Annotated in this window: 19 protein-coding genes and 1 pseudogene; 2 read left to right on the top strand and 18 right to left on the bottom strand. The window is 25.3% G+C overall.

Going from position 1 to position 15787, the window contains the following annotated elements:
• Window positions 1-58: 58 nt before the first annotated feature.
• From ylqF to AACK78_RS06630, 13 genes and pseudogenes are all read right to left on the bottom strand, one after another.
• Window positions 59-979 (bottom strand): ribosome biogenesis GTPase YlqF, encoded by a 921-nt coding sequence (gene ylqF / locus AACK78_RS06685; RefSeq protein ID WP_338955260.1) that lies wholly within the window; start codon window positions 977-979, stop codon window positions 59-61.
• Between the two features lie 403 nt (window positions 980-1382).
• The gene (locus tag AACK78_RS06680; protein WP_338955258.1) at window positions 1383-1982 is read right to left on the bottom strand and encodes a hypothetical protein; all 600 of its coding nucleotides are present in this window, start codon (window positions 1980-1982) and stop codon (window positions 1383-1385) included.
• Between the two features lie 103 nt (window positions 1983-2085).
• Window positions 2086-2682: a DDE-type integrase/transposase/recombinase gene (locus AACK78_RS06675; RefSeq protein WP_338955256.1), complete on the bottom strand. Its 597-nt coding sequence runs from the start codon at window positions 2680-2682 to the stop codon at window positions 2086-2088.
• Between the two features lie 258 nt (window positions 2683-2940).
• Complete coding sequence (locus AACK78_RS06670) at window positions 2941-3204, bottom strand: transposase family protein (RefSeq protein ID WP_338955254.1); 264 nt, start codon at window positions 3202-3204, stop codon at window positions 2941-2943.
• Window positions 3205-3265: 61 nt separating this feature from the next.
• A complete protein-coding gene (locus AACK78_RS06665; protein WP_338954594.1) occupies window positions 3266-3862 on the bottom strand; it encodes a DDE-type integrase/transposase/recombinase in 597 nt (198 codons plus the stop codon).
• Between the two features lie 21 nt (window positions 3863-3883).
• A pseudogene (locus AACK78_RS07760) lies at window positions 3884-3949 on the bottom strand (hypothetical protein); the annotation flags it as partial.
• 173 nt (window positions 3950-4122) lie between these two features.
• The gene (locus AACK78_RS06660; protein WP_338954596.1) at window positions 4123-4386 is read right to left on the bottom strand and encodes a transposase family protein; all 264 of its coding nucleotides are present in this window, start codon (window positions 4384-4386) and stop codon (window positions 4123-4125) included.
• Between the two features lie 310 nt (window positions 4387-4696).
• Window positions 4697-5575: a hypothetical protein gene (locus AACK78_RS06655; RefSeq protein ID WP_338955253.1), complete on the bottom strand. Its 879-nt coding sequence runs from the start codon at window positions 5573-5575 to the stop codon at window positions 4697-4699.
• Window positions 5539-5847: a hypothetical protein gene (locus AACK78_RS06650; protein WP_338955251.1), complete on the bottom strand. Its 309-nt coding sequence runs from the start codon at window positions 5845-5847 to the stop codon at window positions 5539-5541. Before AACK78_RS06650 ends, AACK78_RS06655 begins: the two co-directional genes overlap by 37 nt.
• 321 nt (window positions 5848-6168) lie before the next feature.
• A complete protein-coding gene (locus AACK78_RS06645) occupies window positions 6169-6756 on the bottom strand; it encodes a hypothetical protein (RefSeq protein ID WP_338955249.1) in 588 nt (195 codons plus the stop codon).
• 3 nt (window positions 6757-6759) lie between these two features.
• Window positions 6760-7524 (bottom strand): hypothetical protein, encoded by a 765-nt coding sequence (locus AACK78_RS06640; RefSeq protein ID WP_338955247.1) that lies wholly within the window; start codon window positions 7522-7524, stop codon window positions 6760-6762.
• A 256-nt stretch (window positions 7525-7780) separates the two neighbouring features.
• A complete protein-coding gene (locus tag AACK78_RS06635; RefSeq protein WP_338955245.1) occupies window positions 7781-8128 on the bottom strand; it encodes a hypothetical protein in 348 nt (115 codons plus the stop codon).
• Window positions 8129-8276: 148 nt separating this feature from the next.
• A complete protein-coding gene (locus AACK78_RS06630; RefSeq protein WP_338955242.1) occupies window positions 8277-8597 on the bottom strand; it encodes a hypothetical protein in 321 nt (106 codons plus the stop codon).
• A 294-nt stretch (window positions 8598-8891) separates the two neighbouring features.
• Here AACK78_RS06630 and AACK78_RS06625 point away from each other — a divergent pair, with 294 nt between their 5' ends.
• The gene (locus AACK78_RS06625; RefSeq protein WP_338955240.1) at window positions 8892-9734 is read left to right on the top strand and encodes a hypothetical protein; all 843 of its coding nucleotides are present in this window, start codon (window positions 8892-8894) and stop codon (window positions 9732-9734) included.
• 547 nt (window positions 9735-10281) lie between these two features.
• Here the strand turns inward: AACK78_RS06625 and rpsR are convergent.
• The 5 genes from rpsR to leuS form a co-directional block, all read right to left on the bottom strand.
• Complete coding sequence (gene rpsR / locus AACK78_RS06620) at window positions 10282-10506, bottom strand: 30S ribosomal protein S18 (RefSeq protein WP_338955237.1); 225 nt, start codon at window positions 10504-10506, stop codon at window positions 10282-10284.
• A gap of 18 nt (window positions 10507-10524) precedes the next feature.
• Window positions 10525-10977 (bottom strand): single-stranded DNA-binding protein, encoded by a 453-nt coding sequence (locus tag AACK78_RS06615; protein ID WP_338955235.1) that lies wholly within the window; start codon window positions 10975-10977, stop codon window positions 10525-10527.
• 18 nt (window positions 10978-10995) lie between these two features.
• Window positions 10996-11442: a 30S ribosomal protein S6 gene (gene rpsF, locus AACK78_RS06610; RefSeq protein ID WP_338955233.1), complete on the bottom strand. Its 447-nt coding sequence runs from the start codon at window positions 11440-11442 to the stop codon at window positions 10996-10998.
• A gap of 116 nt (window positions 11443-11558) precedes the next feature.
• Window positions 11559-12245, bottom strand: a complete 687-nt coding sequence (locus AACK78_RS06605) for an IspD/TarI family cytidylyltransferase (protein ID WP_338955231.1) — start codon at window positions 12243-12245, stop codon at window positions 11559-11561.
• Window positions 12246-12362: 117 nt separating this feature from the next.
• Entirely contained in the window at window positions 12363-14780 is a 2418-nt protein-coding gene (gene leuS / locus AACK78_RS06600; protein WP_338955229.1) for a leucine--tRNA ligase, read from the bottom strand.
• 364 nt (window positions 14781-15144) lie between these two features.
• Between leuS and def the strand changes: the two genes are divergently transcribed.
• Window positions 15145-15729, top strand: a complete 585-nt coding sequence (gene def, locus AACK78_RS06595) for a peptide deformylase (protein ID WP_338955227.1) — start codon at window positions 15145-15147, stop codon at window positions 15727-15729.
• Window positions 15730-15787: the final 58 nt, after the last annotated feature.

The raw sequence follows: 15787 nt of genomic DNA, 5'->3' as shown, positions 1-15787 counted from the left end.
TAATTTTTTCCTCCATTTTTAATTTGTTATAATTTTATTAACTTTTTATGATTTAGTTTTACAGTATATACCTCTTGTTCAAATTTATTCATCAGGTGTTGGTTGCTCCGCTTGCTGGGGGAAATTCAAACGACATTAACCCAAATTTGTTATTTCATAACTTGTTGAGAAAGTCAGTAACAATGTTATTGACATTGCCCTCATCAACTTTATGAAAGCGATTTTGTTGCATTATTAATAATAATTGAAAAAGGTCCCTTTCATCTGTTATTACAAAATTATCCCTTGTTGTCAAATGATACTCTTTTACCAATAAGGAAAAATAATGTTGCTGCATTCATTTAATTGCTGCTAAACAAATTTCTTCTTTTGGCAAAATGTCGTCTTTAATTGAACGGGTAAAAGCTAAATTTAATGCTACTTGTGAATCTTCAATTTTTGGTCATAAAATCCCTGGGGTATCAACTAAATCAATTTGCTGATTTAATTTTAATCATTGTTGCCCTTTTGTTACACCCGGTTTATTTCCAATCCGGGCGGAATTTCGCTTCACTAAGGCATTAATAAAAGTAGATTTCCCAACATTTGGAATCCCGATTACTAATACTTTTACTTTAGGAGTCTTAATTCCCCATTTTTTATCGCGTTCCATTTTTGGGGCACAAATAAAATTAATTTTTTCAATAATTAATTTTGTAATATTAGCATGTTTACTATCTAACGGTAAAACGGAAATTTGTTGTTGCTGATAATAATTAAGTCATGACTTAATAGTAACTGGATCTGCTAAATCTTTTTTATTTAAAATAACTAACTTTGGTTTTGAACCACGTAAGTTATCAACTAACGGATTTGACGAGGAAAACGGAATGCGACTATCAACAATTTCAATCACCAAATCAATCAATTTACTTTGTTCGTCAATTTTTTTAATTGCTTTTGCCATATGGCCAGGAAATCAATGAATATTTGTTGTCACCTTCTTTTCCTCCTTTCGCTAGAAATTTTTACAGTATACATTTTGCAACCAATTCTTTGCTATCTTTTTCCCTTGCTTCTGCTCCAAAAAAATTAATAAATCTTGGTTTTTATTTCATAATATGTCATCCCGTAACTTTTTAGCCTCTGTTATACATCAATATTAATTCTACACCAAAAAATAAAAAAGGTAGTATATATTATTTTGAGGTTTTAATAAAAAAATAAACAATTAGAAACAAATTAAGTTTCGTTTATACTTAAATGATAACAAAATTTATAAAAAATTCAACTTTTTTAAAAATATAATTTTTAGTTAAAAAATATTTTCTAAAATTATGAATTTTGACAAACTAAAAAAATACTTTTTTAAATTACATTAATTAATTTTTTAAAGTTTTTGATTAAATAAATAAAAACTTGTTTTGAAAATAATTTAAACTTTGAAGTTGATTTAAATTAAAAATATTAAATTCAATTTCTTCTTCATTAGTTTTATTAGCTTTATTATTAAGTCTTAATATTGAAACAATTAACATATTGTTAAATGTTTCTTTACAATATATTTTTGCTCCACGCCCTTTAACAGCTTTAATGTAATGTGAAATATCACCTTCCATGTGACAACCAATATTATATTCTAATGCTTGGTTTTTAACACCCGCTTCATTATTTTCAATTAATTTAATAGTTTGTAATAAAAATCCCTTTTTATTTCCAAAAACATAAGGTAAATTAGAATTTAATAAATTTAATAATGCTTCATGATATCCAGCAAAGAAAAATTTTTTTGCTCAATTATATTTTAATCTGTGAATTTTATTTCTTCTACGATAGGGAAATAATTGTTTAAATCTATTTATTAAATGAAATTTATCCAAACTATATGATAGAATCCTGTTTTTGTATTTTTCTTTTATTGCTTTGTAAATTTTTTTAATTCAACGGTCACCATCGCGTAATATTAAAATTTTAGTATCTTCGTTAATTTCATAAGTATCCATTAATTTAAAAATTTTATCTATAAAATTAGTAATGCTTGCTTTGTCATTTTTTTGATTACTACTTGCAGTCTACACTCTGTTTAGTAAGTATTAATAAAAAGGTTTACAAACTTTCATTTATTATATATTTTTCTTTTTGGTTTGAATATCATTTATTTCATTTTTTAACATCATTAATATATTCATTATGAGATTTATAATTTTTATTATGGATTGTTCCTTTTTTAAGTAATGAATGAAAACTTTCAATAATAATGTTGTCTGCACAATGATAATTTTTACCCATTGAAATTATAATTTTGTTATCTAAACATTTACTATTGTAATCTTTAGATGTATATTGATATCCGTGATCTGAATGAATTATTGTTTTATTTAAATCTTTTTTTATTTTTTTAATTTTATTAATTGCATTATTTAAATTATAAATTACAAGTTTGTTATTATTAAATTTTGATCATTTTACATCAATAATTTCTTTAGTATATCCATCAAGTATTGTTGATTGATAATGTTTTTTACCATTTCAAATTAAATAAGTTACATCAGTAAATAAAATTGAAAATCTTTCTTTAATATCATTAAAATTACGATTTACTAAATCAGGATATTTAATTATATTTTTATTTCTATTTTGTTTTATTAATATTTTTCTATGCATACGCTTTACATATTCAGCTTGAATATTATTTTCTTTCATAATTCGCAATACTTTTTAGCATTATAAACAATGCCATAATCTTCTTTTAAATATTTGGTAATTCGACGATAACCAAATTGTTTTAAATTTTCTTCATAGACTTTTACAATATTTTTAATGATTCGCTATCCTTACCATTACTTGAATAATTTTTATATTTATTTCAATAACTATGCTTTAAATCTGTTATATCAAGTAATAAATTTAGTGGATATTTATTAATGTTTTCTTTGATAAAAGATACAATTTTTCTTTTATTTAATTGTAAAAGCCATGAAGCTTTTTTAGTAATTCATACCTAACTTTGTAATAGTTTAAATCTCTTTTTTCAAATGATTCTTTTGGACCTTTATTGGTGTTTAAAATTCCTTTCTTAAAATTTTCATACCATGAAGCAACAGTTTTTTTATTAATTTGATATTTTTTTGCAATAAAACTTATACTATTATTTTTAACCTCGTGTACTATCATTTTTCGAAAATATGCTGTATATTTATTAAATTTTTGTCCTTTTCTTGCCATATAAAAATACACCTCCTTTAAAGTAGACTGCACCCTGTTTAGTAAGTATTAATAAAAAGGTTTACAAACTTTCATTTATTATATATTTTTCTTTTTGGTTTGAATATCATTTATTTCATTTTTTAACATCATTAATATATTCATTATGAGATTTATAATTTTTATTATGGGTTGTTCCTTTTTTAAGTAATGAATGAAAACTTTCAATAATAATGTTGTCTGCACAATGATAATTTTTACCCATTGAAATTATAATTTTGTTATCTAAACATTTACTATTGTAATCTTTAGATGTATATTGATATCCGTGATCTGAATGAATTATTATTTTATTTAAATCTTTTTTTATTTTTTTAATTTTATTAATTGCATCATTTAAATTATCAATTACAAGTTTGTTATTATTAAATTTTGATCATTTTACATCAATAATTTCTTTAGTATATCCATCAAGTATTGTTGATTGATAATGTTTTTTACCATTTCAAATTAAATAAGTTACATCAGTAAATAAAATTGAAAATCTTTCTTTAATATCATTAAAATTACGATTTACTAAATCAGGATATTTAATTATATTTTTATTTCTATTTTGTTTTATTAATATTTTTCTACGCATACGCTTTACATATTCAGCTTGAATATTATTTTCTTTCATAATTCGCAATACTTTCTTAGCATTATAAACAATGCCATAATCTTCTTTTAAATATTTGGTAATTCGACGATAACCAAATTGTTTTAAATTTTCTTCATAGACTTTTACAATATTTTTTAATGATTCGCTATCCTTACCATTACTTGAATAATTTTTATATTTATCTCAATAACTACGCTTTAAATCTGTTATATCAAGTAATAAATTTAGTGGATATTTATTAATGTTTTCTTTGATAAAAGATACAATTTTTCTTTTATTTAATTGTAAAAGTCATGAAGCTTTTTTAGTAATTCATACCTAACTTTGTAATAGTTTAAATCTCTTTTTTCAAATGATTCTTTTGAACCTTTATTGGTGTTTAAAATTCCTTTCTTAAAATTTTCATACCATGAAGCAACAGTTTTTTTATTAATTTGATATTTTTTTGCAATAAAACTTATACTATTATTTTTAACCTCTTGTACTATCATTTTTCGAAAATATGCTGTATATTTATTAAATTTTTGTCCTTTTCTTGCCATATAAAAATGCACCTCCTTTAAAGTTTAGCAAAGACTTTTTTTCTTTACTTACTTTTTTGGGTGCAGTCTAAAGTTTAGCAAAGACTTTTTTTCTTTACTTACTTTTTTGGGTGCAGTCTAATATCTTTAAAAATAAGTTTATATCTACCATAACTATCTAATTCTTTTTTACTATTTGTATCATTCAAAAATTTAATAATTCTTCAATTATTACTTGTATCACTACGCCAAACTACAAAACAATATTTAATATAAACTTCTTTAAATGGTTGATCATCAGAATAAACCTTTTCTCAATAATTTATTGGAGTTAGCGTAGCAGGTCCCCACCAGTAAAATTAAAATATGATGAATTTAATTTAACTTTGTAATGTTCAAAAATTCAATATCCAGTTTCTAATTCTCGTGGATTAGATATTAATTCAAAATAATAAGGATAAAACAATTTAACATCATCATTATAACCTTTATTAATCGCATATTTACTATATGTATAATTTGATAACATGTATATCACTTGTTTAAATCTTTTGACAGCATTATCATTTAAAGAAGTAAAATTATCTAATTTTCAGTTTTCAAATAAACCGCCAATAACATCTTCGAATTTTTGACGTAATTCAGCCGCTTTATTGCTAGGATTACCTTTTTCATCGTATTTTGCACCTTGAAATTTACGGTCATAATTATAACGATATGTTAAATAATTTAACAAAACAATATTTAATTCTTTAATATCGGCTTCATCGCACATGATGCCTTTTCAAACTCCACTATCAAAATAAATAGTATCTTTATCAAACGGAACAATAATCTTAATATATTCGTTATAATCAACTTTACTATAATCAATAATTTCTGGATGAGTAATATTAATAGCATTGTCAGTTTGCACTCTTTCTTTTAAATAATATAATAATACTTCATAAAATGTTTTTTTAGTTATATATTTATATTCTTCTTCTCAAGGATGAGCATAATTCCCTAAATGATAATTATATGGTCTTGTAACTGTTTTACTAGATATAATATCAATTATTTCACCAGCTAATTTTAAAGCATTTTTAACATCACGAGTAATATTTTCATTTGATTCAGGATCATTAGTTTGTGAATAAGCAACTCCACCTTGTGAAAATGATGCACTACCAGTTAAATCATTAACTCCTTTTGGTAAATAAAATACCAATTCATAACTGCTAATAAACAAGCAGATTGAATATAACTTAATCATTTATCATATTCAATTATTCCAGTATTATCTTTTTTTACTCAGGGAAATAAATCTTTTTTATTTATTTTATCTGAAATTGTTCCACCTGATAATCTATCCATTCATAAACTAGTTTTTAAATTATCATTATAAGCAGATTGCTTACGGTCATTAATAGGTTGTCAAAATTTACTTTCTTTAACATCTTCAACTGTTATAAATAACAAATTACTTAAATTATTTTCCATATAAAATACCCCTTAATTGATTATGATATTTATTTTTTAAATTAGATGGTTTATAACTATTAACTTTTCTTTGTACTTTTTTAATTTTTTTAATAGTTTGATTAGTTTTATAAAACATACTTTTAACTGGTGTTTTATATAAATTCTTAATATTTTTAACATCACTTTTTCGCTCTCGATATCATTTTTTATTATTAATTTCACCAGCAAAATTAAAATTAAAATGCCCAATCTTTAAATTATTAATAAACCTTTTAATTTGTTGTAATTTTTGAACTGTTGATAATGTTAATTTAATATTTCCTTTTGAGTATTTTTCTTTTAATTCTTGTGGTAATCTTTTTTAATATAATTTCTTAAATAACTAGGTAATCATTTTCTTAATCAATAATGCCAAAATAAAGTCCCTGCATTAGATACAGCATTACTTAATAATTTTCATATTTCAACTGGAACACTAGGATAAACATATGGACCATAAAACTTAGGATTTTTTGCTGTTTTTGTATATATTAAAATAGTTAAATTACCTGTTAATAAAGTTAACTTATTTGTTATATTAAACATTCCACTATCAAGTCAACTACTATTTAAAGATTGTCAATTAGTATTTAGATAATTTTCATTTTTAAATTGTTCTCTATTTTTAATATTATTATCTTTTTCTAATTGACTTAATATTTGTTGAATTTCTTTTTTATGACCTTTTTTAATTAAATCTACATAAGTATAAGGATTTAATCACTTATAAACATCTTCAATTTTATTTGTAATATTTTGAAAAGGATTAGCATAATATGAAGCAAACTTATTAACTTTATTAATTAAATTAACGAACTTATTTATTATAAGTTTATTGCCTAAATTTTCTGCTAATAAAGTTAAAACTCGTAATATTAATAAGTTCATTTTTTATTGAGAATTTTTAATTACTATATCAATAGGCTTTGTTTTACCAGTAGCGTTGTTTTTACCTTTAATTTGAACTTCAACAGTTTTATAATTTGTAATATTTATTGGTCATTCTTCACCTTTACTTTCAATAAAGTAATCAAAATCATTTTTAGTTAAAGAATTATCTACTGTTTTTACTGCTTTTAAAACAACACTTTTAAATTGTGGTTTTAATTCTTCTTGTGAAACACTAACAGGATTATTTACTTTAATATTAGGTTGTTCAATTTTATTAATTTTACTAATATTAACTTTATTTGATGATGGAATTACATAATCAACAGGAACTCTAAAAGTTTTATTTAGATTACTTTTTGCAGCATTAATTTCATCTTGTGTTGGTACTTTTTCTAAAATAATTTTAGATGTTTTTGGATATAAAATAGTTGGAGTAGCATATTGTACTTTACCAATTCATTTAGGGTTAGCAGTATCATTATCTAAAACTTGTTGAATAGTATCCATATTAATTGGATATGCCCATACTTGTTTATTAATAAGTAAACCATTTACATTAGTAAAATTATAACTTTTATCGCGGTTAACTTGTCCTTTTGTATATGTTTTTTCTAAATGAAAACTTTTAGATACAGGAATACCCATTGCTGTATTTTCATATAATTCACCATTAACCATTGATTTTAATTGCGCTTGTGAACCAATTACTTTTAAATAAGCAGGTGTTAACCCTAAATATGCACGTCGTCCTAAAACCATAAACATTTTATCTTGGTAAACCAAAATATAGATTACTAATTTGATTAGTTAATTCAATCAAAGTTTCATTTAATGTAAAGAATGTTTTATTTGCATCATTCTCATTTTCTGCTGTATAACTACGAAATGGAATAACTTGATATTGACCATCTGCTAAACAATAATCATAAATCCTCTGAATTAATTCACACTCTAAGTTAACAAATTTATTCTGTACAACACTAGAAATAGCGTTAGCAATAACACCATTTTTAATATTTTGTTATATTAATGCTAAATCAAATGCTTCATTCATTAATTTTAAATTAAATCTTTTATCAATAGGAACTGGAATTCTTGTTAATCCCATAGTTTGAGTTGTTCCACCATTTGGTAATGCATAATCATCTTGTCATACCACACGATGAGTTAAATTATATAATAATGCTTGACCAGCATTTGGTAATCACGCGACTTGTTGGGTTGTTGCAGTTGCATATTGCATAATACTTGCGTATTCATTATATAAAGGTCCACGCAATAAAGCATTAACCATATCAGCATAGGCTTTTTGCCCTGTTGTATTACCTTGTAATGTAAAAGGTACTTGTGGAAAATTAATTGTTGCCATAATATTCACTCCTTATTATCTAATGTTTTTAAGTGTATAATCAGTTAATTTTTTAATTTCATCAGAAGTATATGCTCCTTTTTCTTTAATAGTTTCAATTTCATCATTTTTATTTTCAGAAGATTTTTCAATCATATCTTTAATAAAATTACCAGGTTAAATTGATGGCTGTTCTTGTACAAACAAATCAGGTTTTAATTCTTTTAAAGTTTTCATTTAAAGAACTACCACTAACTTTTTCTAAATTAGTTTTAATATCTTCAATTTTAGTAGACGGCACATCTTTAAAAGCCTTTAATTCATCTAATTCATTAGATAATTTAATAAAGTCTTCTTTTGATATAACATCTTCGCGTTTTTGCACACTTTCTCTAATTTGTTTTGCTTCATTATTAAACTTATTTAAGATATTTTCCGCAATCCCTTCACTTAAACCTTGTTCGATTAATTGTTCTTTTGTAAGTACCATTTTTATAAACTCCTCTTTTTTTTATTCTTGTTCGATTAACAAGTTAGCATAACTCTTTTTTACGGAAAAAGATTAAATCTATAAATTAATTATATACTATTATTTTACTAATACAATACTTTTTATACATAAATACTAAACTTAATATATTTTATTACCATTTTAGGTCTTAAAACGCGTGATAATGGTTATTTAACAAGATAAAATTTTTAAAATAATTAATAATTTTGCTTGTATATATATATATATATATATATAATGTCAATAGAAATTGAAAAAGGGAGAAATATAAGTATGAAAAAATTACTAAGCTTATTAAGCATATTAACAATTAGTGGAACTGGTGTGCCAATAATGATTGCTGATATTCCTTATCAAAAAAATACTATTAAAGATTTATCTGAATTAAATTGAACAGGTTTAAATATAAATAAAAATAAAAGAGACACAAAAAACAATCAAACTAAACATATATTTAAAACTAATGGAGCTGACAGACCAACTGAAAAACAAATCAAAAATAAAGTAAAAGAATTAAATCCTCAATTAAATATTAATAACATTAATGTTACAAAAATTACTGAAAATAGCGCGGTAATCACTCTAACTGGTTTTAGTAATACGAAAACAATTAATTTTATAATTGATAAATCTGTTGATTTAAATACTATAATTCCAAATAATGCTAGTTTAGGTCAAATAATTGATAATGAGGAGGGTAAACAAAATATTGTAAATATAAGTGAAATACAAATTAAAGATAAATTAAAAAAATTATTTCCGTCATTAAACATTTCAAAAATTAATATTAAACTACTTAGTACACAGTCTTCTAAAATTGCTTCAAATGATATAAACGTTTATACTGGTGAAACAGATGTTAAATATACCTTACGACTAGGTTTTTATATAAAAAATAATAATTTGGGTGTAATAAAAACTAATGGTCTAAGTATACCAACAGATAATCAAATTAAAGATAAAATAAAAGAATTAAATCCACGGGTAGATATTGATAAAATAAAAGTTGAAAATATTAATAATAACAAAGCAACTATTAATTCTTCTGATTTAACTGTTTATATTGGAAATATAGATGTTAATTATTCTAATTCAATAGATTCACTTAATTGATAATAAAAAAATAATTAAATGAAAAAATATTAGTCTCCTTAATAACAATCACTTTAATTGGAATAAGTACAACCAGTTTAGTTGCTTGTAATAATGTAGCAGAATATACACCCGAAGAATTAAAAGAACTAAAAGAAAAGAATAAAATAAATACAACAGATAAAACTTGTATACTGTAAAACTAAATCATAAAAAGTTAATTGAAGATTGTAAATTGCGCGGGATAATTTATTCTTTATTTTTTAATTTCAATATCATTTGCAATCTTATTGACAGTATTAATAACAATATCTTTACCATACTTTTTTACTAACGACCGCAAAATTAAATATTGCTTTATTTGCATAATTTCAACCTCCTATAATTAACTTAAAAATTAACTTAAAAAATTTAACTAAATTAATAGTTAACTTTTTATGATTTGGTATTTACCACTTACACTTTCTATGAATTTTTTTCATAATAAAATTCACCCCATTTCTAGTTTACACAAATGTTTTTATTTTTGTGTCTACTATATAGGGGGCATTCCACAAAAGTAAGTATTTTTTTAATCAATAACAAATGGTAATAACGCCATTTGACGAGCTCTTTTAATTGCTGTTGCTAACATTCTTTGATTTTTAGCTGTTGTTCCTGTAAGTCGTTTTGGTAAAATTTGACCATTACCAGAAATTAATTTTTTTAATAACTCAATATCTTTATAGTCAATATATGTTATTTTGTTTTTAGTAAAATAACATTGTTTTTTAAAACGTTTAAATTTTGGATTCATTTTTATTTTCCTTTCCTTTTAATCTCATAAAATTGCATCATCACCATCAAAACTAATACTATTATTATTGCTATCATCTTGTGGTTTCAATTGTTCATCAAAAGTTGTGCTATTAAAATCATTAGTATTTGGCGCAGGTGCTGCCGGTGAGGGAGCACCTGTTGTAGTTCCTCTTGAATCTAAGAATGAAACAATATCAGCGATTACTTGCACAATTGTTACCATTTGGCCACTAGTATTATCCGTTCTAGTTTGCAAACGTCCATCCAAAGCGATTAATGATCCTTTTTTTAAATAACGGGCCATATTTTCAGCTGTTTTATTCCAAGCAAAGCATGGAATAAATGAGGCTTGATTATTAAAATTATTATTTACTGCTAATGTAAAAGCAACAAATGGTTTATTATTAACAGAATTTTTTAATTCTAAATCACGTGCTAGTCTTCCTACTAATGAAACTCGATTCAACATAACTTTTGTTCACTCCTCTTATTCTTTTGTTTCAGTTGGTTTATCTGCTTTTGGCTCTTCACCTTCTGAATATTGTTCATGACGTTTGTAATCTGGTCTTTTATTTCCTGGTTTACGATCACGGTCTGGTTTATCATTCTTAACTTCTGTTTTTGCATAAACAGTTGATTGAATATAACCTTTTTCTTTTTCGGTATTAATTACTAAGATTCGTAAAACATCTTGTTCAATATGACTAATTCGAACAAATTCATCAATGTTCTCTGATGTTGTATTAACAATTAATATTCCATAATATCCCCTTTTTTTCTTTTTAATAGGATATGATAAGTCCTTAATTCCTCATTTACCGTGTTCTTCAATTTTTCCTCCGTTAACTTCTAAAATTTGATGTAATTTATTTTCTAATTCATCTAAATTAGTTGCTTCAGGATTTAATATATACATAACTTCATATTTACGCACTTTATTTTTTCCTCCTTTTGGTCTAGGTCCTATGCGGACAAGGAGCTAATAATTATTCATTCAAGCATTATTAACTCGTCATTTATTATAACGTATATTAACGATAATTGTAAGAGTTATTTCACTAATTTTAATAATTTTAAATCATCCGGATAAGTTATTTTAATGTTTTGTTTTTCACCATAAATTGTATGAATTTTTGTTTTTGGTGAAAATAACTCAACCAAATAACTGTCATCATAAATTGTTATCGTATTTTTCGTTTGAAAATACTCGTGATAAATGACAGATAATAACTTGGTTTTAAAAATTTGTGGTGTTTGAATTGTAAAATATTCTTCTCGTGGTAATGTTTTTTCAACCAAATTATTTTTAACTTTTTTAAGCGTTTCAGTAATTGGAACGATTGGAATTAGAACTTCATAATTTTTGTGGTGAAAAGTTTGGTTTAACTTATTGATAAAAGCTAAACTAGTAAAACAGCGAATACCATCATGAATCATTATTGTATCATTAGTAATTTTATGATTAATTAAACATTGATGAATTGTATCAACCCGTTCCTTACCGCCCATCACAAATTGTAGTTTTTTTGTTTGGTAATTCTTTTGCAATAAAAAAAACAGAATTTCTTCACTAACTCCCACAATAATTTCAGTACAAAATGGGTCACTTAAAAATAACATTAATGTTTGTTCAATAATCGTTTTATCATAATTAATTTGATATAATAATTTATTATCCTTTTGATTAAACCGGGATGATCTTCCTGCCGCAACAATAATTACAGTATAATTTTTCATTTATAATATTTCGATTCCACTTTTCTTAATATTGTATACTTGGATTGGCAACCCTTTTTAGGACACTTTTTATGATTTAGTTTTACAGTATACAAATTAATGTGATATTATATAATATTATTTTACAACAAAATTAACAATTTTATTTTTAATAATAACTTCTTTAAGAATTTCATGGCTTGCTAAAAACGCTTGAACATTTTGATTAGTTTTTGCTAAAGCTAATAATTCATCTTCCGGTGTATCTACCAAAACTTCTAATTTAGCTCGTAATTTACCATTAATTTGAACAGCAATGGTAACTTCATCTTTTTTTAAATATTTTTCATCATATATTGGCCAAGTTGCTAAGGCAACCGAAGATGGTTGTTGTAAATTAACTCAAATTTCTTCTGCTAAATGCGGCGCAAATAAACTTAACATCTTAGTAAACCCTTCAAAATATGGTTGATAAATTGGTCCGGTTGTTTTATAACAAGCATTAATAAAGACCATTAATTGCGAAATTGCAGTATTAAAACTTAACTTCTCTAACATTTCCGTTCCTTTTTTAACCATATTATGATAAAAAAAATCAAGTTGATGATCATCAACTTGGGAAAAATTATTATTTTTAACCAACCGATAAATTCGGTCTAATCATTTTCGAGCTGAATCTAAACCATTAGGATTTCACGGTAACGATGCATCAATTGGCCCCATAAACATTTCATATACCCGTAAGGTATCAGCCCCATGTGATTTAACAATATCATCGGGATTAACGACATTTCCTTTTGACTTACTCATTTTCGAACCATCAGCCCCGAAAATCATTCCCTGATTAACTAACTTATAAAATGGTTCAGAAGTTGGCACTAATTTTTGATCATATAAAAATTTATGTCAAAAACGAGAATATAATAAATGTAAAACAGCATGTTCTTGACCACCAACATACAAATCAACTGGTAATCATTTTTTAAGTAAGGCTTGTCCCTTTGCACTACGCAAATCTAACATTTCCTTATTTTCCATTAAAACATAACCCAAATAATATCAACAACTACCTGCTCACTGCGGCATCGTATTTGTTTCACGGCGCCCTTTTTTCCCAGTACTATCAACAACAGTTAATCAATCTTTTGCATTAGCTAATGGTGATTCCCCGGTTTGAGATGGTTTAATATTTGTCATTTTTGGTAATTCTAATGGTAATTCAGCTTCATCAACTAAACTAATTGACCCATCTTCTCAATGAATAATTGGGAATGGCTCCCCTCAATAACGTTGACGAGAGAATAATCAATCACGTAATTTATAAGTTGTTTTAACTCTAGCATTTCCAGCCGCTGTTAAAACATCAATCGCTTTCTCTGCTGCGGCTTGCGTTGTTAAACCATTTAAGAAATCAGAATTAATATGTTTCCCATCTTTATTATGCAACTTATTATGATGTTCTCCTTCAATCACATAACTAATTGGTAATTGATATTTTAAGGAAAATAAATAATCGCGTTCATCATGTCCTGGGACCGCCATCACAGCGCCTGTTGCATAAAACGGTAACACATAATCAGCAATTCAAATTGGAATAACTTTTTGATTAATTGGATTAATTGCATAACTACCAATGAATAAACCATTTTTTTCTTTACTACTATCTTGGCGGTCTAATTCACTTTTTGATTTTGTTGCTGTTAAAAATTTTTCCACCGCTGGCGCATACTCTGAAGTTGTCAATTTTGAAACCAAAGGATACTCTGGAGCTAAAACAAGATACTCAACACCAAAAATGGTATCAGCACGAGTTGTAAAAACTTCAATTATTTCTGAACTATTTTGTACAGCAAACTTAATTTCCGCACCAACTGATTTACCAATTCAATTTCATTGTAACTCTTTAACTGATTCAGGTCAATCAACCTCATCTAAACCTGTCAATAATTTTTCAGCATAAGCCGTAATTTTTAAAACTCACTGACGCATTGGTTTTTTAAAAACTGGATAATGACCTCGTTCTGAAACCATTTTGCCATCAATATTTAAAACTTCTTCATTTGCTAAAACAGTTCCTAACTCTTGACATCAATTAACATCAACATCCCGCATTTCAGCTAAACCATTTTGATATAATAATTCAAAAATTAATTGTGTTGTTTTAAAAAATCATGGTGACGAAGTATTAACCTCTTTATCATAATCATAACTAAAACCAAGTCCTTTTAATTGCTGACGAAAATTAGCAATGTTTTGTAATGTAAATTCCGCTGGATCATTCCCTGTTTGTAAGGCATGTTGTTCGGCTGGTAAACCAAAGGCATCTCAACCAATTGGATGTAAAACATCATAACCTTGTAATTTTCGCATACGACTAATAACGTCTGTTGCAACATAACCTTTAGGGTGACCAACATGTAACCCTGATCCTGACGGATAGGGAAACATATCTAAAATATAAGCTTTTTGCTCCGAATTATTTGTTGTTTTAAAAGTTTGATGTTCTTCTCAGTATTGCTGTCATTTTTTTTCAATTACTTTATGCGAAAATCCCATCTTTATTACCCTTTCTAAATTTTTATCTTTTTTAATTATAACATTGTTCGCAAATTTTGTATACTGTAAATTACGCGGGATAATTTATTCTTTACTTTTTAATTTCAATATCATTTGCAATCTTATTGACAGTATTAATAACAATATCTTTACCATACTTTTTTACTAACGACCGCAAAATTAAATATTGCTTTATTTGCATAATTTCAACCTCCTATAATTAACTTAAAAATTAACTTAAAAAAGTTAACTAAATTAATAGTTAATTTTTTATGATTTGGTATTTACAATTTACAATATAAAACTTTAGAATTTTCTTTAATAATTGCTTAATATGTTATAATTTTTTAAGAGGTGATTTTTAGTGTTGCAAAATAAAATACCAACTAAAGACTGATTAGTATTTGATAATGCACCGTCAATTCGGAAATCATCAAAGGAAGTCGCTTTTCCATTAGCACCTGATAATGAACTTGTGATGAAAAAGTTAATTGACTTTGTGAAATATTCCCAAGATCCACAAAAAAATAGTGACCATGATGCCATTAGACCAGCTGTTGGTTTAGCAGCGCCACAAATTGGACATAATATTAAAATGTATTATATTCGCATTGAAAATACAGATGAAGAAACTGGAACCAAGAAAGTAACTGAACATGCTATGATTAATCCTAAAATTATTGGAAAAAGTAATCAAATAGCCTGTATTGAAGAAGGCGAAGGATGTTTAAGTGTCAATGATGATAAAGAAGGATTAGTTCCCCGTAGTTTTCGCATTATTGTTGAAGGTTATGATTACTTAAAACAACAGCAAGTAACAATTACTGTACGTAGTTATGAAGCAATTGTTTTTCAACATGAGCAAGCGCATTTAGAAGGTAAAATATATTATGATTTAATTAATAAAAAAGAGCCTTGAGCTAAGAAAAGTGACTGAATTATTTTATAAATTCAAGATTATTTAACTTTTTTAGAAAAAGTATTTTTTTATAATCTTATTAAACTTT

It is taken from the genome of Spiroplasma endosymbiont of Polydrusus cervinus (genome assembly GCF_964019755.1).
GTDB lineage: Bacteria > Bacillota_I > Bacilli_A > Mycoplasmatales > Mycoplasmataceae > Spiroplasma.
This window is presented reverse-complemented; position numbering and strand designations above follow the sequence as displayed.